Here is a 19,419-nt window from a genome sequence, read left to right as displayed (position 1 = left end):
GATCATTGGATAGAGGTCGCGCCATCGATGCTGGCCTCCAGCTCCAGCCAGCATCTTGAATCACAAATCGACCAAAACCGGAATCCCCGCCGATTCAACAAAGCCGTGAACCGCTCTAATCTCGGCGCATGCCCGATTCACGTTACGCGATCTATCTCGCGCCGCCCGCCGATTCCGAACTGCACGCGACCGCCTCTGCCCTGCTCGGGCGCGACGCGCAGTCCGGCGCGGCGCTGCCGCAGCCTCCGATGGACGGCATCGCGCCGGCACGCTGGGCCGAGATCACGGAAGATGCCCGCGGCTATGGCTTCCATGGGACGATGAAGCCGCCATTTCGATTGGCCGCGGGCAGCGATATCGGCAACCTCGAACAGGCCCTCGCGCAATTCGCCGCGACGCGAGCGGCGTTCAACGGGCCGCCCTTGGTCCTGCGCGCGATCTCCGGCTTCCTGGCCCTGGTGCCGGAGCGTCCGGATACGCGGATCGATGGCCTCGCGGCGGATTGCGTGCGCGAGTTCGATCGCTTCCGCGCCCCGGCCGGCGAAGCGGAGCTGGCGCGCCGGCGCAGATCCGGACTGTCGCCGCGCCAGGACGAATACCTGCAGCGCTGGGGCTATCCCTATGTGATGGAGGAATTCCGCCTGCACTTCACCTTCACCTGCCGGCTCGGCGGGGCTGAGCGCGCGACGGCGGCGCAGGCCTTACGGCCGCATGTGGAGCGCTTCGCGGCCGAGCCGCTCCGTGTCGATGCGCTGGTCCTGTTCGAGCAGCCGGCGGCCGGCGCGCCGTTCCGGATCCGGCGGCGCTTCCCGTTCGGGGCTTAAGCGACGCGGCGGCCCTCGCGCCAGACCGCGCGGACGACGGGAACGTTCTCGACCACCCCGACCTGGATCAGGTCGGCGCGGCGGCCGGGCGCGATCTCGCCGCGATCGTCGAGGCCGACCGCCTCGGCCGGAATCTTGCTCGCCATCGCCACCGCGGCGGGCAGGCCGATGCCGCAATCGCTGTCGGTCAGCGAGAAGATCGAGATCAGCAGGCTGGACGGCACGTAGTCAGAGGACACGATGTCGAGATGGCCGCGCCGGGCGAGGTCGAGCGCCGAGACGTTGCCGGAATGGGAGAAGCCGCGCACCACGTTCGGCCCGCCCATGAGGACGCGCAGGCCCGCCGCATGAGACCGCGCCGCCGCCTCCACCGTGGTCGGAAACTCGGCGATCACCATGCGGTCGCCGATCGCCTCGTCGACATGGGCGGGCGTGGCGTCGTCATGGCTCGCCAGCGGGATGCTGCGCTCCTGGCACATCCGCACCACCCGCGCGCGGTTCGGCGCCGACCAGCGTTCCTGCTGCTCCTTCTTCTTGACGTGGAAATCGGCGATCTCCGCGTCCGACATGCCGAACTTGCCCTTGTAGTATTCGTGGTGCTTGTCGAGGTTGACGAACTGGCGCTGGCCGGGCGTGTGGTCCATCACCGAGACGAGGCGCAGGAAGGGCGTATCGACGAACGGATCGAACTGCGCCACCAGATCCGGCGTCGACACCTCGCAACGCAGATGCAGTAGATGCTCGGCGCGCATCATGCCGCGCTCGTTCGCCTTGGCGACGCCGGCGATCATGTCGCGCATGGTCTCGACGCGGATGCCGGTATCGCGGATCGAGCCGATCGAGATCGCATCCAGAACGGTGGTGATGCCGGCGCCGGCGATGCGGGCGTCGTGGTCCATCACCGCAGAAAGCATCGGCCAGCGCACGCCGGGGCGCGGCTGGACGTGGTTCTCCAGGTTGTCGGTGTGCAGCTCGACCAGGCCGGGCAGCAGGTAGTCGCCGCCGAGATCGACGGATGCGCCGGCGCGGCCTTCGTCGACGGCGGCGATTCTGCCATCCGCCACCTTGACGGAGCCATTAATCACCGCTCCCGCGGTGACGATACGCCCATTGCCGAACACCAACTCCGACATCACGCAGCCGCCTCCAACGGGGCCAGATCGACATAACGCGTCGCCACCGCCGCCCGGCTCGCCTCGTCATGCAGGATCGCGAGGATGGCCGCCCCGCGCTCCCGCGCTTCCCGCACCAGGTCGAGCACGAGCGCGCGGTTGGCGTCGTCGAGCGAGGCGGTCGGCTCGTCGAGCAGCAGGATGGGATAGTCGACCGCGAGCACGCGGGCAATGTTGACGCGCTGCTGCTCACCGCCGGAGAAGGTGGCCGGCGGCAGGTCCCACATCTTGGCCGGGATGTGCAGCCGGCCGAGCATGGTGCCAGCGCGCTCGCGCGCCTCGTCCGTAGGGACGCCGCGCGCCATCAGCGGCTCGGCCACGACGTCGAGCGCGGAGACGCGCGGAATGACGCGCAGGAACTGGCTGACATAGCCGATCGTGTTGCGGCGGATCTCCATCACCGTCCGCGGGCTGGCAGCTGAGAGATCGACCATCTCACCTTCGTGGCGCACTGCCACGCGGCCGCCGCCGATCCGGTAGTTGCCGGATACCGAGCGCAGCACGGTGCTCTTGCCGGTGCCCGACGGTGCCCGCAGCACCACGCATTCGCCGGTCTCGACCTGCATGGAGAAGGCCTGCAGCACGCGGAGCTCGACGCTGCCGCGCAGGTGCAGGGTGAAGGTCTTGGCGAGGCTCTCGATCGCGATCATCACGGTCTTGTCGTCGGGCATGGTCACACCGTCAGCACGGAGGAGACCAGCAGCTGGGTATAGGCGTGCTGCGGGTCGTCCAGAAGCTGGTCGGTGAGGCCCGCTTCCACCACGCAGCCCTGGCGCATCACCAGCATGCGGTCGGCGAGCAGGCGGGCGACGCCGAGATCGTGCGTCACCACGATGGCGGCGACGCCGGCCTCACGCACCAGGCGGCGGATCAGGTCGAGCAGGCGGGCCTGCACCGAGACGTCGAGGCCGCCGGTCGGCTCGTCCATCAGCACGATGGCGGGATGCGTGACCAGGTTGCGGGCGATCTGCAGGCGCTGCTGCATGCCGCCGGAGAAGCTCGACGGCAGGTCGTCCATCCGCGCCGGATCGATCTCGACAGCGTCGAGCCATTCACTGGCCGAGCCGCGGATATGGCCGTAATGCCGGCCGCCGATCGCCATCAAGGGCTCGCCGACATTGGCGCCGGCGCTGACGCCGAAGCGCAAGCCGTCGCGCGGGTTCTGCCGCACGAAGCCCCATTCGGCGCGCAGGATGGCGCGGCGCAGCGCTTCCGAGGCGGCGACGAGGTCGATCACCTCGCCCGAGCGGCGGCGGAAGCGCACGCGCCCGGCATCGGGCGGCACCAGGCCGCCCAGGCAGTTGAGCAGAGTGGTCTTGCCGGAGCCGCTCTCGCCGACCACAGCGAGCACCTCGCCGGGCCAGAGCTCGAACGACACGTCGCGGCAGGCGACGCGGCGGCCATAGGCCTTGGCGAGGCCTGTGACGGTGAGAACGGGATCGTCGGTCATTCAGCCGCCTCCTCGAGCGGGTTGGGCCCGCCATCGCCCCGGTGGCCGGCCTCGCGCCGCTCCTGGCAGAAATCGGTGTCGGAGCAGACGAACATGCGCCGACCCCGGTCGTCGAGGATCACCTCGTCGAGGAAGCTGGTCGTCGCGCCGCAGAGCGCGCAGGCCTGGTCCCATGTCTCGATGGTGAAGGGATGGTCCTCGAAATCGAGCGGGACGACATCCGTGTAAGGCGGCACGGCGTAGATGCGCTTCTCGCGCCCGGCGCCGAACAGCTGCAGTGCCGCCATGCGGTGCATCTTCGGGGTGTCGAATTTCGGGATCGGCGAGGGGCGCATGATGTAGCGGCCGTTGACCAAGACCGGATAGTCGTAGGCCGTGGAGACCCGGCCCTTGACCGAGATATCCTCGTAAAGCTTCACATGCATGACGCCGTATTCGCGCAGCGCATGCATCTTGCGCGTCTCGGTCTCGCGCGGCTCGAGCCAGCGCAAGGGCTCCGGGATCGGCACCTGGTAGACCAGGATCTGGCCGGGCGCGAGCTTGCGCTCGGGGATGCGGTGGCGGGTCTGGATGATGCTGGCCTCGGCGGTGCGCTCGGTCGTCGCCACATCGCACATGCGCACGAAGAAGTTGCGGATGCTGACGGCGTTGGTGGTGTCGTCGGCGCCCTGGTCGATCACCTTCAAGGTATCGCCCGGCCCGATCACCGCGGCGGTGATCTGGATGCCGCCGGTGCCCCAGCCATAGGGCAGCGGCATCTCGCGACTGCCGAACGGCACCTGGTAGCCCGGGATCGCCACGCCCTTCAGGATGGCGCGGCGGATCATCCGCTTGGTCTGCTCGTCGAGGTAGCCGAAGTTATAACCGTCGGCGGTCATTCGGCGGCCTCCTTGAACGGGCTTTCGGCCAGCGCCTTCTCCGCCTCGGCCCGCATGCCGCGCACGACATGCAGCTCGGACTGGAAGTCGACATGGTGCGGCAGCTTGAGGTGCTGCACGAAGCCCGAGGCCTCGACATTGTCGCAGTGATAGAGCACGAATTCCGGGTCCTGCGGCGGCGCGGTGATCTCCTCGCCGAGCTCCTCGGCGCGGAGCGAGCGGTCGACCAGCGCCATCGCCATCGCCTTGCGCTCGCCATAGCCGAAGACGAGGCCATAGCCGCGGGTGAATTGCGGGAGTTCCGTCTTCGAGCCCTTGAACTGGTTCACCATGTCGCATTCGGTGACGCAGATATCGGCGATGTCGATCGCGAACCCCAATTCCGGGGCCACCATCTCGACCGCCACCTCGCCCATGCGGATCTCGCCGGCGAAGGGGTGGTTGCGGGCATAGCCGCGCTGGGTCGAATAGCCCATGGAGAGCAGGAAGCCCTCGTCGCCGCGGGCCAGCGCCTGCAACCGCATGGCGCGGTCGGCCGGGAAGCGCAGCGGCTCGCGGGTCAGGTCGGCGATCGGGCCATCGTCCTGCTCCGCCGCGTCGGGCTCGAGCAGGCCCTCGCGGCCGATCGTGTCAGCGACGCGCGGCAGCGGATGGGCGACGCCCTGCCCGGCGGCCGGCGCGTCGGCGATCTCGCCCGTTTCGGCGAGGCTCGGATCGAGCAGGCGCTGGGTGTAGTCGAAGGTGGGCCCGAGGATCTGGCCGCCGGCGATCTCCTTGAAGGTCGCCGAGATGCGCCGGTGCACCCGCATTTCCGGCGTCGCCACCGGCTCGCTGTAGCCGAGCCTGGGCAAGGTGGTGCGGTAGGCGCGGAGCAGGAAGATTGCCTCGACCTGGTCGCCGCGCGCCTGTTTCAGGGCGAGCGCGGCGAGGTCGGGATCGTAGAGCGAGCCTTCCGCCATCACCCGGTCGATGCCGAGACGGAGCTGCTCGCGGATCTGCGCCGGCGTGATCTCCGGCACCGTGGGGTCGCCGCGGCGGTCCTCGGCCAGCAGCGCATGCGCGTTGGCGATGGCCTGCTCGCCGCCCTTGGTCGCGACATACATGGGCCTAGCCCTCCACTTTGGTGGTGCGCGGCAGCGCGACCACGCGGTCGCCGGCGCAGAAGAAGATGTCGAGCCCGCGCGGGAAGAGCGGCGCCAGCGCCGCCCGCGCCGGCCAGAAGCGGGCATCGATGCCGTCGACCGCGACGCGCCGCGTCGTCTCGATGCCGGGGCCGAACCAGACCGCGCCCGCATCCGCCGCGACGCCCCGCACCTGGACCAGCAGGCTGGCACCGAGCTCGGGCGATTCGTCGCTGCCGAGAGCGAAGCGGTCGAGCGGCAGGAGATCGTCGCCTTCCGCCAGCACGGCGAAGGCCGCGGCCGCCGGATCGGTCGCCAAAGGCGCGCCGGTATGGAAGGCGATCCAGTCGCCGGCCGCCTTGCCGATGCCGGGCGCGAGCCAGACCGGGGTCTCGAAATCGAGCAGGGTCAGGCAGGCCGAGGCCAGCGCGCGGCCGAGCGGCGCCGGCGCGTCAAGCGCGAGCTCGACCCGCTGCACCAAACCGGGCTCGGCGATGGCCGCCAGCATGGCGCGGAACGTGACTTGCGAATCGCGCGGCGGCTCGGCGAAGCCGGACAAGGTCACCGTCTGCATCGCTATTCTCCCCGCACCATGGTGAAGAACGACACCCGCGTTGCCGCCACCTTGGCGGCGCGGTTCGCGCGCGCCGCCTCGATCTCGGCCGCCTGCGGCTCGATCAAAGCCGCCATCAGCGATGCCCGGCGGTCCGAAAGCTGCAGCAGGGCGTCGAACACGGCGACCAGCTCGGCGCGGCGGCGGTCGCGGCCCGGCACATAGCCGATGCCGACCGGCCCCTCCTCCAGCGCGATGGCGGCCCGCGTCACCGTCATCTCACCGAGATTGAAGCGCGAGCCCGTGCCGCCGGCCCGGCCGCGCACCATGACGAGCCCGGCCTCGGCCGGCTTCAGCGGGCGGTAGCGCGGCGCCGGCATCAGTTCAGACAGCGCCGCCTCCAGTCGCTCGCGCGGCGTGCGTGCCAGCACCGCCAGCCAGCGCTGCCGCGCCGCCGTCTCGCTCCCCGTCCCGCTCTGGCCCTCGGAAATCGCCGCCATGGACCACTTCCCCACTTGTCTAGATGTCTATATCTGTTACTCTACGCCGGTCGCGATGTGAGGAAAGCAAAAGTTTCGCGACGGTGCTGTGACAGTGCGGGGAAGGACAGCGATATGGGCCTGATCGACCGGGGCGGCGCGCTCGCCATCTGGCGCCAGATCGCGCAGGCGATCGAAACCGATGTGGCCGGCGGGGCCTACGCCGCCGGCGCTCAGCTGCCAAGCGAGCACATGCTGGCCGACCGTTTCGGCGTCAACCGCCACACCGTCCGCCAGGCGATCGCCCATCTCGCCGATCGCGGCCTGCTCAGGGTCGAGCGCGGGCGCGGCATCTTCGTCCGCTCGCGCTCACTCGACTACGCGATCGGCCAGAGGACACGCTTCCACGAGATCGTTCGCCGCAGCGAACGTGCGCCGCGCCGCGAGGTGCTCGAGGTGATAGCCGTCGTTCCGCCGAAGGAGGTGGCCGCCGACCTCAAGCTCGCCGACGGCGCAGAGACTTGGCGGCTGATCGCCGTGAGCTCGGCCGATGGCAGGCCGGTCGGCACCTCCGATCACTACTTCCCGAGATCGCGCCTGGCCGATCTGCCGGCGGTGCTGCCGGCCGACAACTCGATCACCACGGCGCTGCGCCGGCTCGGCATCGAGGACTACACGCGGCGCTGGACCCGCATTTCCTCACGCCCGGCGACGGCGGAGGAATCCCGCCGTCTCGGCCTCAAGCGCGGCCGGCCGGTGCTGGTGACCGAAAGCCTGAATGTCGACCCTGACGGCGTGCCGATCGAATACGGCGTGACGCGCATGTCGGCCGATCTCGTTACGCTGATCGTCGAGCATTGAGGCGGCAGCGTCAGTTCGCTGCCGGACGCTCGGCGCCGACGCGCTGGGCCAGCGCGGCGCCCATGAAGCTGTCGAGATCGCCGTCCAGCACGCCTTGCGTGTCCGACGTCTCCACCTCGGTCCTGAGGTCCTTCACCATCTGATAGGGGTGCAGGACGTAGGAGCGGATCTGGTGGCCCCAGCCGATATCGGTCTTGGAATCGTGCATGGCCTGCTTCTCGGCCTCGCGCTTCTGCAGCTCCATCTCGTAGAGCCGCGCCTTCAGCATCGACATCGCCTGGGCGCGGTTCTTGTGCTGCGAGCGCTCCGCCTGGCATTGCACCACGATATTGGTCGGCATATGGGTGATGCGCACCGCACTGTCGGTGCGGTTGACGTGCTGGCCGCCCGCGCCCGAAGCGCGGTAGGTGTCGATGCGCAGGTCCTTCTCCTGGATGTCGACCTCGATGGTGTCGTCGATCACCGGGAAGACGCCGACCGAAGCGAACGAGGTGTGCCGCCGCGCGTTCGAATCATAGGGCGAGATGCGGACCAGCCGGTGCACGCCGCTCTCGGTCTTGAGCCAGCCATAGGCGTTAGGACCGGAGATGCGCACGGTGGCCGACTTGATGCCGGCCTCCTCACCCTCGCTCTCCTCGATCCACTCGACCTTGTACTTCTTGCGCTCGGCCCAGCGCACATACATGCGGAGCAGCATGTTGGCCCAGTCCTGGCTCTCGGTGCCGCCGGCGCCAGCATGCACTTCGAGGAAGGCGTCATTGCCGTCGGCCTCGCCGGAGAGCAGCGCCTCCAGCTCGCGCTGGGTGACGCGCTGCCGGATGCCGGCCAGCGTCGCGCGCGCCTCCTCGATCGAGCTCTCGTCGCCCTCGGCCTCGCCGAGCTCGGCCAAGGTCACCGAATCGTCGAGGTCACGCTCCAGCTCGCGGATGCCGTTGATCTGGGTCTCCAGGCGCGTGCGATCGCGCAGCAGCTTCTGCGCCGCTTCCTGGTCGTTCCAGAGATCCGGGGCTTCCGCCTTGGCGTTCAGTTCGTCGAGACGACGCAGCGAGACATCCCAGTCAAAGATGCCTCCTCAGCCGCTCCAGCGAGGCCTTGGCCTCGGCGGCTAGATTTTCGATATCGGCACGCATGACAAGCCCGTGGTCAGAAATGGTTCGGGGCCGCGGAACATAGGTGCCGCGGCCCCGAAGGTCAAAGGACGAAAGGCCCGGTTACTGGCCCTTGCCGTCGACGTAGTCGTATTTCCCGTCCTTCCAGACATAGACCTTGTAGGCCGGGTTGGAGACGTCGCCCTTGGCGTCGAACTTGATCGGGCCGAGCACGGTGTCGAAGCTGCCTGCCTTGACCGCCTTCAGCAGGTCCTCGTGCTTGGTCGACTTAGCCGCCTTGGCGGCATTGGCGAAGACCTGCACGGCGGCATAGGTGTAGAGCGTGTAGCCCTCCGGCTCGTAGCCCTGCGCCTTGAACTTCTGCACCACGGCGGCCGAGCGCGGATCCTTGCGCGGATCGGCGTCGAAAGTCATCAGGGTGCCCTCGCCCGCCTTCTGCGCGATGGCCCAGAATTCCTTGTCGACCAGCGCGTCGCCCGACATCAGCTGGGCGTTGAAGCCCTGTTCGCGCGACTGCTTGACGATCAGGCCGGCCTCGGGGTGATAGCCGCCGAAATAGATCACGTCGACACCGGCCTGCTTCAGCTTGCTGACCAGCGCCGAGTAGTCCTTCTCCTTCGGATTGATCGCCTCGTACATGACCTCCTTGATGCCAATCTTGTTCAGTTGCTTCTGCGTCTCGTCGGCCAGGCCTTTGCCGTATTGCGACTTGTCGTGGACGATGGCGACCTTCTTGCCCTTGAAGCGCTGGCTGATATAGGTGCCGGCCACCATGCCCTGCTGGTCGTCGCGGCCGCAGACGCGGAACACGTTCTGATAACCGCGCTCGGTGAAGACCGGATTGGTCGAGGCGGGCGAGATCTGCAGGATGCCCTCTTCCTTGTAGACCTCGGAAGCCGGGATCGAGGAGCCGGAGCAGAAATGCCCGGCCACGAACACCACCTTCTGGTTGGCCAGCTTCTCGGCCGCCGAGCGGGCCTCCTTCGGGTCGCAGCGGTCGTCAGCGACGGTCAGTTCCAGCTTCTGTCCGTTGACGCCGCCGGCCGCGTTGATGTCGGCCACCGCCATCTCGGCGCCGCGCTTCAGCTGCTCGCCGAAGGCCGCGAGATCGCCGGTGATCGGCCCGGCGACGCCAATCTTGATCTGCGCCGTCGCGGTGCCCGCCAACAGCGCCAGAGCGGCCGTGCCCAACAGAAGGGTCGAGAGTCGCGTCATGGTTCCCTGCTCTCCCTGAGTGTTTCCAATGTCGCACGCCGCAGAGCGGCGTTCATGCAACTGTAGCAAGCCGGCGCAGCCGGCAAAAGCAGCTCTCAATGGCCGCCTTCCAGATAGGCCGCCCGGACCTCGGGGTTGGCCAGAAGATCGCTGGCCGGCCCGGCCAGGGTGATGCGTCCGTTCACCATCACATAGCCGCGATGGGCCAGCCGCAGCGCGTGATACGCGTTCTGCTCGACCAGGAAGATGGTGACGCCCTCGGCCGCGTTGATCTCGCGGATGGTGGCGAAGATCTGCTTCACCAGCATCGGCGCCAGGCCGAGCGAGGGCTCGTCCAGCAGCAGAAGGCGCGGACGGCCCATCAGTGCGCGGCCGATCGCCAGCATCTGCTGCTCGCCGCCCGACAGCGTGCCGCCGCGCTGCGCCCGGCGCTCCTCCAGCCGCGGAAACAGCTTGTAGACCCGCGCGAGGTCGGCATCGTAGTGCTTCACGTCGGCGACGGTGGCGCCGAGCTTGAGGTTCTCCTCCACCGTCATGCGCGGGAACACGCGCCGGCCCTCGGGCGATTGCGCGATGCCGAGGCGCATGATCTCGAAGGTCGCGAGCCCGGCGATATCGCGGCCCTCGTAGCGGATGCTGCCGGCGCTGGCGCGCGGCTGGCCGCAGATCGTCATCAGCAACGTGGATTTGCCGGCCCCGTTGGCGCCGATCAGCGTCACGATCTCGCCCTGCGCCACGTCGATGTCGACGCCGCGCAGCGCCTCAATCGCGCCGTAGCGAGCATGCAGGCCGCGAACCTCGAGCATGGGGAAGCCCGGCATCAGGCGGCGCTCTCTTCCTCGCCGAGATAGGCGCGGATCACGTTCGGATCGCGGCTCACCTCGGCCGGCGTCCCCTCGGCGATCTTGCGGCCGTATTCCAACACGACGACGCGGTCGGAAATGCCCATCACCACGCTCATGTCGTGCTCGATCAGCAGGATGCCGCAGCCATGCTCGCGCCGGATCAGCAGCAGGATCTGGTTGAGCTCGGCGGACTCCCTCGGGTTCAGGCCGGCGGCCGGCTCGTCGAGGCAGAGCAGCACCGGCTCGGTGCACATGGCGCGGGCGATCTCGAGCCGGCGCTGGGCTCCGTAGGGAAGCTGGCCGGCGAGGTCGTCGCCGCGCTCTTCCATGCCCATGCGCGCGAGCCAGTAGCGCGCCTTCTCCACCGCCGCCGCCTCCGCCCGGCGGTAACCGGGCCAGCCGAAGATGCCGAGGAAGGTGAAGCCCGAGGCGCGCATCAGGTCGTTGTGCTGGGCGATCAGCAGGTTCTCCAGCGCCGTCATGCCCGGGAACAGGCGGATGTTCTGGAAGGTGCGGGCGACCCGGGCGCGACGCGCGATGCGGTGGCCCTGCATGCGCTCCAGCCGATGGACATGGCCCGCCGCCTGCAGGTGCAATGCGCCGGACGAGGGCCGGTAGAAGCCGGTCAGGCAGTTGAACAGCGTCGTCTTGCCGGCGCCGTTCGGGCCGATCACGGCGGTGATGGCGCCCTGGTCGGCGTCGAAGGACACGTCGTCGACCGCGGTGAGGCCGCCGAACCGCATGGTCAGGTTGCGCACGCTGAGCAGCGGCTCGCTCATCGCGCCGCTCCCGGATCCGGAGTGAAGTCGGAGAGCCTGACCGTCGGCGTGCGCTGGGTGACGAAGCCGGTCGGCCGCCACACCATGATCAGCACCATGGCGAGGCCGAACACCATCATGCGGTAATGCGCGAGGTCGCGGAATACCTCGGGCAGCAGCACTAGCACCGTCGCCGCCAGCACCACGCCGACCTGGCTGCCCATGCCGCCCAGCACGACGATGGCGAGGATGGTGGCGCTCTCGATGAAGGTGAAGCTCTCGGGGCTGATGAAGCCCTGGCGGGTGGCGAAGAACGAGCCGGCGAAGCCGCCGAAGCTGGCGCCGATGGCGAAGGCGGTGAGCTTGGTCGTCGTGCGGTTGATGCCGAGCGACTGGCAGGCAATCTCGTCCTCGCGCAAAGCCTCCCAGGCGCGCCCGACCGGCAGGCGCCGCATGCGCTCCACCGCCCAGCCGGTCACCAGGGCGAGAATCAGGATCAGGTAGTAGAGGAAGGTGATGCGGTGCTGGGTCGAGAAGGCGAGGCCGAAGAATTCGTGGAATGCCGTCTCGCCCGCGGCGGGACTTCGGGTGAAGGCGAGGCCGAAGAAATCCGGCCGCGGAATGCTGGTGAGACCGTTCGGACCGCCCGTCAACGTCGTCCAGTTGATCAGCAGGATGCGGATCATCTCGCCGAAGCCGAGCGTGACGATGGCGAGGTAGTCGCCGCGCAGGCGGAGCACCGGGAAGCCGAGCAGGATGCCGAAGAAGGCGGCGAAGGCGCCGGCCAGCGGCAGGCATTCCCAGAACGACAGGCCGAAATTCTTCGCCAGCAGCGCATAGGAATAGGCACCGACCGCATAGAACGCGACATAGCCGAGATCGAGCAGGCCGGCGAGGCCGACCACGACGTTGAGGCCCCAGCCGAGCATCACGTAGATCAGCACCTGGGTCGCGGTGTCGACGACATAGCGGTCGGAGAACGGCAGCTGCGGCAACGCCGCGGCGAAGACGATGAACGCGACCGCCGCATAGCGCACGAGGGTGCGTGACCTGCCGGCCAGCCCCTTCGTCCGGATCCGGCGCGGCCCCCTGGGCAGCCGGTCATACAGGAGCAGTGCCGTGAGTCGGCCGCCGAACACGATTCCCACGGCGATGGCGACCCAGCCGAAGCGATAGTCGAGACCGAGCACGGCACCGGTATCGACGGTGCGGATGCCGACCACCGGCAGGGCGAGCGCCAGCGCGACCAGCGCGGCTAGGCCGGCGTCGCGCAGCATCGCCGGCACGGTCATACCTTCTCGATCTCCGGCCGGCCGAGAATGCCGGTCGGACGGAAGATCAGCACCAGGACGAGGATGGAGAAGGCGGCGAAATCCTTGTACTCGATCGAGAAATAGGCCGACCACATGGCCTCGATCAGGCCGAGCAGCAGGCCGCCCAGCATGGCGCCCGGCACCGAGCCGATGCCGCCCAGCACCGCGGCGGTGAAGGCCTTCAGGCCGGCGAGGAAACCGTCGTAGAAGTTCACCACGTTGTAGTAGTAGGCAACCATCACGCCAGCGATGCCGGCGAGGCCGGCGCCGAGCACGAAGGTCGCCGAGATGGTGCGGTTGACGTCGATGCCCAGCAGCATCGCCATCTTCATGTCCTGCTCGCAGGCGCGCTGGGCGCGGCCGAACCTGGTGCGGTGAATCAGCGTCGTCAGGCCGATCATCAGCGCGACCGTCATCACCACGATGACGATCTGCAGCCAGCGCACCTGCACCGGGAAGCCGTCCGATTCCACCAGGGTGAAGCCGCCGGGGACGACCACCGGGATCGGCTTGTTGCGGGCGCCCTGCAGGAACTGCACCAGATTCTGCAGGAAGATCGACATGCCGATGGCTGAGATCAGCGGGGCGAGGCGGAACGAGCCGCGCAGTGGCCGGTAGGCGGCCCGCTCGATCGACCAGCCCCAGACCCCGGTGAACGGAATGACCAGCAGCAGGACCAGGGCGATGATGGTGAAGGTCGGATGGATGCCGAGCGAGCCCAGCACGGTGATGAAGATCACGGTCAGGAACGACCCGATCATGAACACCTCGCCATGGGCGAAGTTGATCATGCCGATGATGCCGTAGACCATCGTGTAGCCGATGGCGATCAGGCCGTAGATGGCCCCGAGCGTCAGGCCGTTGATGGCCTGCTGCAGGAAATACTCCATCCCCGTGATCGCGCTCCGCCGTGAAACCTGGGCCGTGAAGCCTTGCCGTTGTCGTTCAATTATCGGGCCGATTCGGGCCCCGGCAACTCTAAACCACGATGCCGCCCCGGCCGTCGCCGGCCGACCCGCCGCCTTGCGGGCTCTTTTTCCGGCGATTGAGGAGGTAGACGAGCTTCCGGCGCGCCAGCGCCTTCATATCGAATTCCGTGGCATTGGCCGGGGCGACGATGGTGGCCTCCACCCCGGTCTTCGGATCGATCGCACTGACCCGGGCGCTGTTGCCGAGCCACTGGATCTCGTAGAGCACGCCGTCGTCCATGCCGACAGAATAGCCGGGTTGGGCAGCGCCGGGCAGGTACCTGCCCCGGCAATCCGACAGCCGGTCGCCTGCGTATACCGTCCAGTTCTCAACAGCGTGAACGGCCGGATGGGCCCGATGCAGCAAACGACGATCGTCTGGTTCCGCGAGGATCTGCGCCTCGCCGACAACCCGGCCCTGACCGCCGCCGCAGCCCGCGGCGCGGTCCTGCCCGTCTATATCCTGGAAGGCGGGGCCGGCGGCGCCGGCCGCTGGTGGCTCCACCATTCGCTCGCCGCCCTCGCCGACAGCTTCGCCGCACGGGGCGTGCCCCTGGTGCTGCGACGGGGCGATCCGATGCAGGCGTTGAGCGAGCTGGCCCGCGAATCGGGGGCCGGCGTCATTGCCTGGAATGCGTCGACGCTGCCGGACCGCCGGGCGGCGGACCGCACGCTACGCAGCGGCCTCGCCGCGCAAGGTGTTGCGGTGGAGGAGCATGCCGCCGATTTTCTGTTCGCGCCGGACCGGCTGCGTACCCGCGCCGGCGAGCCGTTCAGCGTGTTCACGCCGTTCTGGAAGGCCTGCCTGGCCCAGCCCGAGCCGGCGCGCCCGCTGCCGGCGCCGCGGGAATTGCGCCGCGCCGACAAGCCGGTGGCATCCCACGCGCTCAGCGACTGGAAGCTCTGCCCGACGAAGCCGGACTGGGCAGCCGAGTTCGACGAATGGTGGACACCCGGCGAAGCCGGCGCCCATGCGCGGGCCAAGGCCTTCCTGGACAGCGCGCTTCCGACCTATGGCGCCGAGCGCGACCGGCCGGACCGCGCCGGCGTGTCCCGACTGTCGCCGCACCTGCACTTCGGCGAGGTCACCGCGCGGCAGATATGGCACGCGGTGCGCCGACGCGAGATCGCCGACGGCCATGTGGCCGGCGCCGAGGCGTACCTGCGCGAGGTCGGCTGGCGCGAATTCTCCCGTCATCTGCTGCTGCGCCATCCCGACCTACCGGAGCGCGCGCTGAAGCCGGAATTCGACAGCCTGCCCTGGCGCCACGATCCGGCCGGCCTGCGCGCGTGGCAGAAGGGGCTGACCGGCTATCCGATCGTCGATGCCGGCATGCGTGAGCTCTGGCGCATCGGCTGGATGCACAACCGGGTGCGCATGGTCGTGGCATCGTTCCTGATCAAGCATCTGCTGATCGACTGGCGCGAGGGTGCCGCCTGGTTCATGGACACGCTGGTCGATGCCGACCTCGCCAACAATTCGGCGAGCTGGCAATGGGTGGCAGGCTGCGGCGCCGATGCGGCGCCCTATTTCCGCATCTTCAACCCGGTGCTGCAGGGCGAGAAGTTCGACCCCGAAGGCGACTATGTTCGCCGCTGGGTGCCGGAGCTGGCCCGCCTCCACGCGCAATGGATCCATCGGCCGTGGGAGGCGCCGCGGGCGGTGCTAGAGCACGCCGGCATCCGACTCGGCCATACTTATCCCCATCCGATCGTCGACCATGCGGCCGGCCGCGCCCGCGCGCTCGCCGCCTTCGGGAGCGTGAAGGAGGCGGCGTAGTGCCGGTGCCAGGGGGCCAGAATATCGCGGTGATCGGCAGCGGGGTCGCCGGCCTCGGCGCCGCCTATCTGCTGAGCCGGCGCCACCAGGTGACGGTGTTCGAGGCGCTGCCGCGCCTCGGCGGCCATATCAACACGGTGGAGGTGGACGATCCTCGGGGCCGGTTCGGCATCGATACCGGCTTCATCGTCCACAACGACACCAACTATCCGCACCTGCTCGCCCTGTTCGGCGAGCTCGGCATCGCGACGCAGCCGAGCGACATGAGCTTCTCGGTCAGCCTCGACCAGGGCCGTCTCGAATGGTCGGGCGACAATCTCGACACCGTCTTCGCCCAGCGCCGCAACCTGCTGCGGCCGCGCTTCCTCGCCATGGTCGGCGAGATCCTGCGCTTCAACCGCCTCGCGCCGCGGGCGCTGGCGCTCGGCGCGCTGCAGGGCTGCCCGCTCGGCCAGTGGCTGGACGACAATCGCTTCGGCCATTCGTTCCGCACCGACTATCTGCTGCCGATGGCGGCGGCGATCTGGTCGGCCCCGATGAGCGCCATCCTCGCCTTCCCCGCCGCGAGCTTCGTGCGTTTCTTCGAGAACCACGGCCTGCTCCGCCTCGCCGGCCGGCCGAACTGGCGCACCGTCACCGGCGGCGCCCGCACCTATATGAACCGGTTGGTCGAGCGCCTGCCGCAGCGGCCGGTCGCCGGCACGCCGATCCGGCGCGTCGCCGCGACGCCCGACGGTGTCGTGCTGACCGACGCGACCGGCCATATCCGCGCCTTCGACCAGGTGGTGATCGCCACCCATGCCGACGAGGCGCTCGCCATGCTGGACGCGCCCACGGCGGCGGAGCGGCGCGTGCTCGGCGCCTTCCGCTTCCAGCCGAACCGGGCCATCTTGCACCGCGACCCGTGCCTGATGCCGGCGCGGCGCAAGGTATGGTCAAGCTGGAATTACCTCGCCGAAGGACCGCGTGAGATGACGAAGCAGGTCGGCGTGACCTATTGGATGAACCGGCTGCAGCGGCTCGATGCGGCCGGCGACTATTTCGTCAGCCTGAACCCGCCGCGCGAGCCGGCCGGCGATCGGGTGGTCGCCGCCTTCGACTATATGCACCCGCTGTTCGATCACGCCGCGATCGCCGCCCAGCACGACCTGCCCGCGATCCAGGGCCAGGACCGGCGCTGGTTCTGCGGCGCCTGGACCCGCAACGGCTTCCATGAGGACGGCCTGCATTCCGCCATGCTGGTAGCGGCCGCACTGGGCGCGCCGCCCCGCTGGGCCCAACCGACCGGCGACGACGCCGCGTTGCCAAGACGCGCCGCATGAGCGAGCCGGCGGCCAGCCTCTATGTCGGCGAGGTCAAGCATCGCCGCCTGCGGCCGTTCGCGCATCGCTTCGCCTACCGCGTGTTCTCGATCTGCCTCGACATCGACCGCGTAAGCGAGGTCGCCGGGTCGAGCCGGCTGTTCGGCTACAACACGGCGCGCCCATTCGCCTTCCACGACCGCGATCACGGCCCGCGCGACGGCTCGAGGCTGCGGCCCTGGGTCGAGCGCCAGTTGCGCGCGGCCGACCTGCCGGCGGATGGCGCGATCCGCCTGCTCTGCTTCCCGCGCATCTTCGGCTATGTGTTCAACCCGCTCAGCGTGTTCTTCTGCCACGACCGGGCCGGGCGGCTGGTCGCCATCCTGCACGAGGTGAAGAACACCTTCGGCGAGCAGCATGCCTATCTGATCCCGGTCGCGGGCGAGGGCATCGTGCGGCAGGAAGCGCAGAAGCAATTCCATGTCTCGCCCTTCATCGGCATGGACTGCCGCTATCGCTTCCGCATCCGCCCGCCGGGCGAGCGGATGAGCATCGCCATCCGGCAATCCGATGCGGCGGGCGACCTGCTGATCGCGACCCACCGGGCGCGCCGGCTTCCGTTCGGCGACCTGAACCTGCTGAAATGCTTGGCAACCCACCCCCTGATGGCTGTCAAGGTCATCGGGGCCATCCATTGGGAGGGATTGCGCCTCTGGATAAAAGGGGCACGATTGCACCAACGCCCGCCGGCGCCGGCCGAGCAGGTGACGTTGGGGAGAGCCGAATGACGGGGACAGGGGGCGAGGAAGCCGTCGCGCCGGCGGGCGCGCGTGAGATCTGGTCGCTGACCGGGGTTTCGCGTTGGACGCGTATGGGGCTGATCGCGGCCAGCGCCGCCGGGCGCGGCAGCCTGACGGTAAGGCTGCCCGACGGTCGACGCGTCCGCGTGGCCGGCGCCCAAACGGGGCCCGATGCCGAGCTTCACCTCAAGAACGAGCGGCTCGCCCGGCGTCTCCTGACCGGCGGCAATATCGGCGTAGCCGAGAGCTATCTCGACGGCGACTTCGACAGCCCGGATCTGGTCGCGCTGGTCGAATGGGCCGCCGCCAACCAGGCGCTCGACGACCCGCTGCTGGGCAAACCCTGGCGCCGCCTGGCCCGCCGGGCCCTGTTCGCCCTGCAGGCCAACACCCGCAAAGGCAGCCGTCGCAACATCGCCAGCCACTACGATCTCGGCAACGAGTTCTATGCCCGCTGGCTCGATCCCAGCATGACCTATTCCTCCGCCGTGTTCGCGGCGGCGGACGAGCCGCTGGAACAGGCGCAGGCAAACAAATACCGCCGCATCGCCGCGCTGGCCGAGGTCCGCCCCGACCACGAGGTGCTGGAGATCGGCGCCGGCTGGGGCGGCTTCGCCTGCTTCGCCGCGCGCGAGATCGGCTGCAAGGTCACCGGCATCACCATCAGCCGGGCTCAGCACGATTATGCCGCGAAGCGCGTGCAGGAGGAGGGCCTGGCCGAGCGGGTCAAAATCGAGCTGCGTGACTATCGCGACCTCGATCACCGGTTCGATCGCGTCGCCTCGATCGAGATGCTGGAGGCGGTGGGCGAGCGCTACTGGCCGGTCTTCTTCGACAAGCTGCGCGATTGCCTGAAGCCGGGCGGGCGGGCGGCGCTGCAGGTGATCACCATCGACGACCGCTATTTCGACGATTACCGCCGCTCGATGGACTTCATCCAGAAATACATCTTCCCCGGCGGCATGCTGCCCTCGCCCGCTGCGCTGCGCCGCCACGTGGAGGCAGCCGGCATGGCGTGGCTGGTCGATCACGGCTTTCGCAACGACTACGCCGAGACGCTCTCGCGCTGGCGAACGCGCTTTCTCGCCGCCTGGCCGGGCATCCGCGAGCTCGGCTTCGACGAGCGGTTCCGCCGCATGTGGGATTTCTACCTCGCCTACTGCGCCGGCGGGTTCCGCGCCGGCACCATCGACGTCAAGCAGATCGCCGTGGCGCGCTGAGCAGACCGGAAGCGGGCGCGCATCGTTCGCGCGCCAAACCCGGCTATGATCCCGCCCGTCTCTGTGGGAGGGAACCATGCCGAGCGTTCTGATCACCGGCGCCAATCGGGGCATCGGCCTCGAATTCGTCAAGCAGTACGCCGGCGAGGGCTGGCGCGTCTTCGCCGTCTGCCGCGATCCGGCCAAGGCGATGGAATTGAACGATCTCGCCAAGGCGAGCGGCGTCAAGGTCACGGTGCACGAGGCGGAAGTGACGGATCCGAAGGCGCTGGCGCGCCTCACCGCCGAGCTCAAGGGCCAGCCGATCGACCTGCTGATGAACAATGCCGGCGTCGCCGTGCGCGACGCCATGAGCTTTGGCGACAGCAATGCGGATAGCTGGCTCAAGGCGTTCAACGTCAACTGCATCGCGCCGACCAAGGTGGCCGAGGCCTTCCTGCCCAACCTGCTGGCCGGCGAAAAGAAGATCGTCGCCATGATGTCGAGCCGGCTCGGCAGCCACACCTACAATACCGGCAGCTATCTGGCCTACCGGGCGACCAAGGCCGCGCTGAACTCGGTCGTGCGCACCATGGCGGCGGAGCTGGCGAGCAAGGGGATTCTTACCGTGGCCCTGCATCCGGGGCATGTCGCGACCGATATGGGCGGGGCCAGCGCGCCGGTGAAGCCGGCCGACAGCGTGGCGGGGCTCCGCAAGGTGATCGCCGGCCTTACGCCCAAGACGAGCGGCAGCTTCTACGACTACACCGGCGCCGAGCTCGCCTGGTAGCAA

At 68.8% G+C, this 19,419-nt stretch carries 21 protein-coding genes; 7 read left to right on the top strand and 14 right to left on the bottom strand.

From position 1 onward, the window contains the following. The first annotated feature begins 128 nt into the window (after window positions 1–128). Window positions 129–824 (top strand): DUF1045 domain-containing protein, encoded by a 696-nt coding sequence (locus DT074_RS19625; RefSeq protein ID WP_119421562.1) that lies wholly within the window; start codon window positions 129–131, stop codon window positions 822–824. On the opposite strand, the gene DT074_RS19620 is transcribed toward DT074_RS19625, so the two are convergent. The 7 genes from DT074_RS19620 to phnG are packed head-to-tail and all read right to left on the bottom strand — an operon-like array spanning window position 821 to window position 6,498. After that, window positions 821–1,960 carry an alpha-D-ribose 1-methylphosphonate 5-triphosphate diphosphatase gene (locus DT074_RS19620; RefSeq protein WP_162915026.1) on the bottom strand — a complete coding sequence of 380 codons (1,140 nt, stop codon included), beginning with the start codon at window positions 1,958–1,960 and terminating at the stop codon, window positions 821–823. The genes DT074_RS19625 and DT074_RS19620 overlap by 4 nt on opposite strands. Continuing rightward, window positions 1,957–2,667 (bottom strand): phosphonate C-P lyase system protein PhnL, encoded by a 711-nt coding sequence (gene phnL, locus DT074_RS19615; protein ID WP_119421560.1) that lies wholly within the window; start codon window positions 2,665–2,667, stop codon window positions 1,957–1,959. The genes DT074_RS19620 and phnL overlap by 4 nt, the downstream gene beginning before the upstream one ends. A gap of 2 nt (window positions 2,668–2,669) precedes the next feature. Next, window positions 2,670–3,446: a phosphonate C-P lyase system protein PhnK gene (gene phnK, locus DT074_RS19610; RefSeq protein WP_119421559.1), complete on the bottom strand. Its 777-nt coding sequence runs from the start codon at window positions 3,444–3,446 to the stop codon at window positions 2,670–2,672. Beyond that, window positions 3,443–4,324 carry an alpha-D-ribose 1-methylphosphonate 5-phosphate C-P-lyase PhnJ gene (locus DT074_RS19605; protein ID WP_119421558.1) on the bottom strand — a complete coding sequence of 294 codons (882 nt, stop codon included), beginning with the start codon at window positions 4,322–4,324 and terminating at the stop codon, window positions 3,443–3,445. The genes phnK and DT074_RS19605 overlap by 4 nt, the downstream gene beginning before the upstream one ends. Beyond that, the gene (locus DT074_RS19600) at window positions 4,321–5,427 is read right to left on the bottom strand and encodes a carbon-phosphorus lyase complex subunit (RefSeq protein ID WP_119421557.1); all 1,107 of its coding nucleotides are present in this window, start codon (window positions 5,425–5,427) and stop codon (window positions 4,321–4,323) included. The genes DT074_RS19605 and DT074_RS19600 overlap by 4 nt, the downstream gene beginning before the upstream one ends. A 4-nt stretch (window positions 5,428–5,431) precedes the next feature. Next, window positions 5,432–6,019, bottom strand: coding sequence for a phosphonate C-P lyase system protein PhnH (gene phnH, locus DT074_RS19595; protein ID WP_368744783.1), 588 nt, complete (start codon window positions 6,017–6,019; stop codon window positions 5,432–5,434). A 2-nt stretch (window positions 6,020–6,021) separates the two neighbouring features. After that, window positions 6,022–6,498, bottom strand: coding sequence for a phosphonate C-P lyase system protein PhnG (gene phnG, locus DT074_RS19590; protein ID WP_119421556.1), 477 nt, complete (start codon window positions 6,496–6,498; stop codon window positions 6,022–6,024). 114 nt (window positions 6,499–6,612) lie between these two features. Between phnG and phnF the strand changes: the two genes are divergently transcribed. Further along, entirely contained in the window at window positions 6,613–7,338 is a 726-nt protein-coding gene (phnF, locus tag DT074_RS19585; RefSeq protein WP_119421555.1) for a phosphonate metabolism transcriptional regulator PhnF, read from the top strand. Window positions 7,339–7,348: 10 nt separating this feature from the next. Here phnF and prfB read toward each other — a convergent pair. The 7 genes from prfB to DT074_RS19550 form a co-directional block, all read right to left on the bottom strand. Next, window positions 7,349–8,468 (bottom strand): peptide chain release factor 2 gene (gene prfB, locus DT074_RS19580; RefSeq protein WP_119421554.1). Its coding sequence is split into 2 segments (ribosomal slippage): window positions 7,349–8,398 and window positions 8,400–8,468, totalling 1,119 coding nucleotides; the frame shifts between segments, so codons are not numbered across the junction. 81 nt (window positions 8,469–8,549) lie between these two features. Beyond that, entirely contained in the window at window positions 8,550–9,662 is a 1,113-nt protein-coding gene (locus DT074_RS19575) for a branched-chain amino acid ABC transporter substrate-binding protein (RefSeq protein WP_119421553.1), read from the bottom strand. A 95-nt stretch (window positions 9,663–9,757) separates the two neighbouring features. Next, window positions 9,758–10,468, bottom strand: a complete 711-nt coding sequence (locus DT074_RS19570) for an ABC transporter ATP-binding protein (protein WP_119421564.1) — start codon at window positions 10,466–10,468, stop codon at window positions 9,758–9,760. Window positions 10,469–10,482: 14 nt separating this feature from the next. Then, window positions 10,483–11,286 carry an ABC transporter ATP-binding protein gene (locus tag DT074_RS19565; RefSeq protein WP_119421552.1) on the bottom strand — a complete coding sequence of 268 codons (804 nt, stop codon included), beginning with the start codon at window positions 11,284–11,286 and terminating at the stop codon, window positions 10,483–10,485. Then, window positions 11,283–12,557, bottom strand: a complete 1,275-nt coding sequence (livM, locus tag DT074_RS19560; RefSeq protein ID WP_119421551.1) for a high-affinity branched-chain amino acid ABC transporter permease LivM — start codon at window positions 12,555–12,557, stop codon at window positions 11,283–11,285. The genes DT074_RS19565 and livM overlap by 4 nt, the downstream gene beginning before the upstream one ends. Next, window positions 12,554–13,468 carry an ABC transporter permease subunit gene (locus DT074_RS19555; protein WP_119421550.1) on the bottom strand — a complete coding sequence of 305 codons (915 nt, stop codon included), beginning with the start codon at window positions 13,466–13,468 and terminating at the stop codon, window positions 12,554–12,556. The genes livM and DT074_RS19555 overlap by 4 nt, the downstream gene beginning before the upstream one ends. Window positions 13,469–13,556: 88 nt before the next feature. Further along, window positions 13,557–13,787 (bottom strand): DUF6898 family protein, encoded by a 231-nt coding sequence (locus DT074_RS19550; protein WP_119421549.1) that lies wholly within the window; start codon window positions 13,785–13,787, stop codon window positions 13,557–13,559. Between the two features lie 117 nt (window positions 13,788–13,904). Here DT074_RS19550 and DT074_RS19545 point away from each other — a divergent pair, with 117 nt between their 5' ends. From DT074_RS19545 to DT074_RS19525, 5 genes are all read left to right on the top strand, one after another. Further along, window positions 13,905–15,326, top strand: a complete 1,422-nt coding sequence (locus DT074_RS19545; protein ID WP_119421563.1) for a cryptochrome/photolyase family protein — start codon at window positions 13,905–13,907, stop codon at window positions 15,324–15,326. Further along, window positions 15,326–16,648: an NAD(P)/FAD-dependent oxidoreductase gene (locus tag DT074_RS19540; RefSeq protein ID WP_119421548.1), complete on the top strand. Its 1,323-nt coding sequence runs from the start codon at window positions 15,326–15,328 to the stop codon at window positions 16,646–16,648. The genes DT074_RS19545 and DT074_RS19540 overlap by 1 nt, the downstream gene beginning before the upstream one ends. Further along, on the top strand, window positions 16,645–17,415 hold the full coding sequence (locus tag DT074_RS19535; RefSeq protein ID WP_119421547.1) for a DUF1365 domain-containing protein: 771 nt from the start codon (window positions 16,645–16,647) through the stop codon (window positions 17,413–17,415). Before DT074_RS19540 ends, DT074_RS19535 begins: the two co-directional genes overlap by 4 nt. After that, window positions 17,412–18,647, top strand: a complete 1,236-nt coding sequence (locus tag DT074_RS19530; protein WP_368744782.1) for a class I SAM-dependent methyltransferase — start codon at window positions 17,412–17,414, stop codon at window positions 18,645–18,647. The genes DT074_RS19535 and DT074_RS19530 overlap by 4 nt, the downstream gene beginning before the upstream one ends. A gap of 76 nt (window positions 18,648–18,723) precedes the next feature. Beyond that, window positions 18,724–19,416: an SDR family oxidoreductase gene (locus DT074_RS19525; protein WP_119421545.1), complete on the top strand. Its 693-nt coding sequence runs from the start codon at window positions 18,724–18,726 to the stop codon at window positions 19,414–19,416. The last annotated feature ends 3 nt before the right edge of the window (window positions 19,417–19,419 follow it).

The organism is Desertibaculum subflavum, assembly GCA_003576705.1.
GTDB classification, from domain to species: Bacteria; Pseudomonadota; Alphaproteobacteria; order Ferrovibrionales; family Ferrovibrionaceae; genus Desertibaculum; species Desertibaculum subflavum.
Note: the sequence above shows the minus strand (reverse complement) of the source record. Positions and strands in the feature narration are given on the sequence as shown.

Excerpts from the sequence above, each read along its gene's own strand:
- DT074_RS19625 (WP_119421562.1), top strand. The coding sequence starts at position 129 with ATGCCCGATTCACGTTACGCGATCTATCTCGCGCCGCCCGCCGATTCC.
- phnL (WP_119421560.1), bottom strand. The coding sequence starts at position 2,667 with ATGCCCGACGACAAGACCGTGATGATCGCGATCGAGAGCCTCGCCAAG.
- phnK (WP_119421559.1), bottom strand. The coding sequence starts at position 3,446 with ATGACCGACGATCCCGTTCTCACCGTCACAGGCCTCGCCAAGGCCTAT.
- DT074_RS19605 (WP_119421558.1), bottom strand. The coding sequence starts at position 4,324 with ATGACCGCCGACGGTTATAACTTCGGCTACCTCGACGAGCAGACCAAG.
- DT074_RS19600 (WP_119421557.1), bottom strand. The coding sequence starts at position 5,427 with ATGTATGTCGCGACCAAGGGCGGCGAGCAGGCCATCGCCAACGCGCAT.
- phnH (WP_368744783.1), bottom strand. The coding sequence starts at position 6,019 with ATGCAGACGGTGACCTTGTCCGGCTTCGCCGAGCCGCCGCGCGATTCG.
- phnG (WP_119421556.1), bottom strand. The coding sequence starts at position 6,498 with ATGGCGGCGATTTCCGAGGGCCAGAGCGGGACGGGGAGCGAGACGGCG.
- phnF (WP_119421555.1), top strand. The coding sequence starts at position 6,613 with ATGGGCCTGATCGACCGGGGCGGCGCGCTCGCCATCTGGCGCCAGATC.
- DT074_RS19575 (WP_119421553.1), bottom strand. The coding sequence starts at position 9,662 with ATGACGCGACTCTCGACCCTTCTGTTGGGCACGGCCGCTCTGGCGCTG.
- DT074_RS19570 (WP_119421564.1), bottom strand. The coding sequence starts at position 10,468 with ATGCTCGAGGTTCGCGGCCTGCATGCTCGCTACGGCGCGATTGAGGCG.
- DT074_RS19565 (WP_119421552.1), bottom strand. The coding sequence starts at position 11,286 with ATGAGCGAGCCGCTGCTCAGCGTGCGCAACCTGACCATGCGGTTCGGC.
- livM (WP_119421551.1), bottom strand. The coding sequence starts at position 12,557 with ATGACCGTGCCGGCGATGCTGCGCGACGCCGGCCTAGCCGCGCTGGTC.
- DT074_RS19555 (WP_119421550.1), bottom strand. The coding sequence starts at position 13,468 with ATGGAGTATTTCCTGCAGCAGGCCATCAACGGCCTGACGCTCGGGGCC.
- DT074_RS19550 (WP_119421549.1), bottom strand. The coding sequence starts at position 13,787 with ATGGACGACGGCGTGCTCTACGAGATCCAGTGGCTCGGCAACAGCGCC.
- DT074_RS19545 (WP_119421563.1), top strand. The coding sequence starts at position 13,905 with ATGCAGCAAACGACGATCGTCTGGTTCCGCGAGGATCTGCGCCTCGCC.
- DT074_RS19535 (WP_119421547.1), top strand. The coding sequence starts at position 16,645 with ATGAGCGAGCCGGCGGCCAGCCTCTATGTCGGCGAGGTCAAGCATCGC.
- DT074_RS19530 (WP_368744782.1), top strand. The coding sequence starts at position 17,412 with ATGACGGGGACAGGGGGCGAGGAAGCCGTCGCGCCGGCGGGCGCGCGT.
- DT074_RS19525 (WP_119421545.1), top strand. The coding sequence starts at position 18,724 with ATGCCGAGCGTTCTGATCACCGGCGCCAATCGGGGCATCGGCCTCGAA.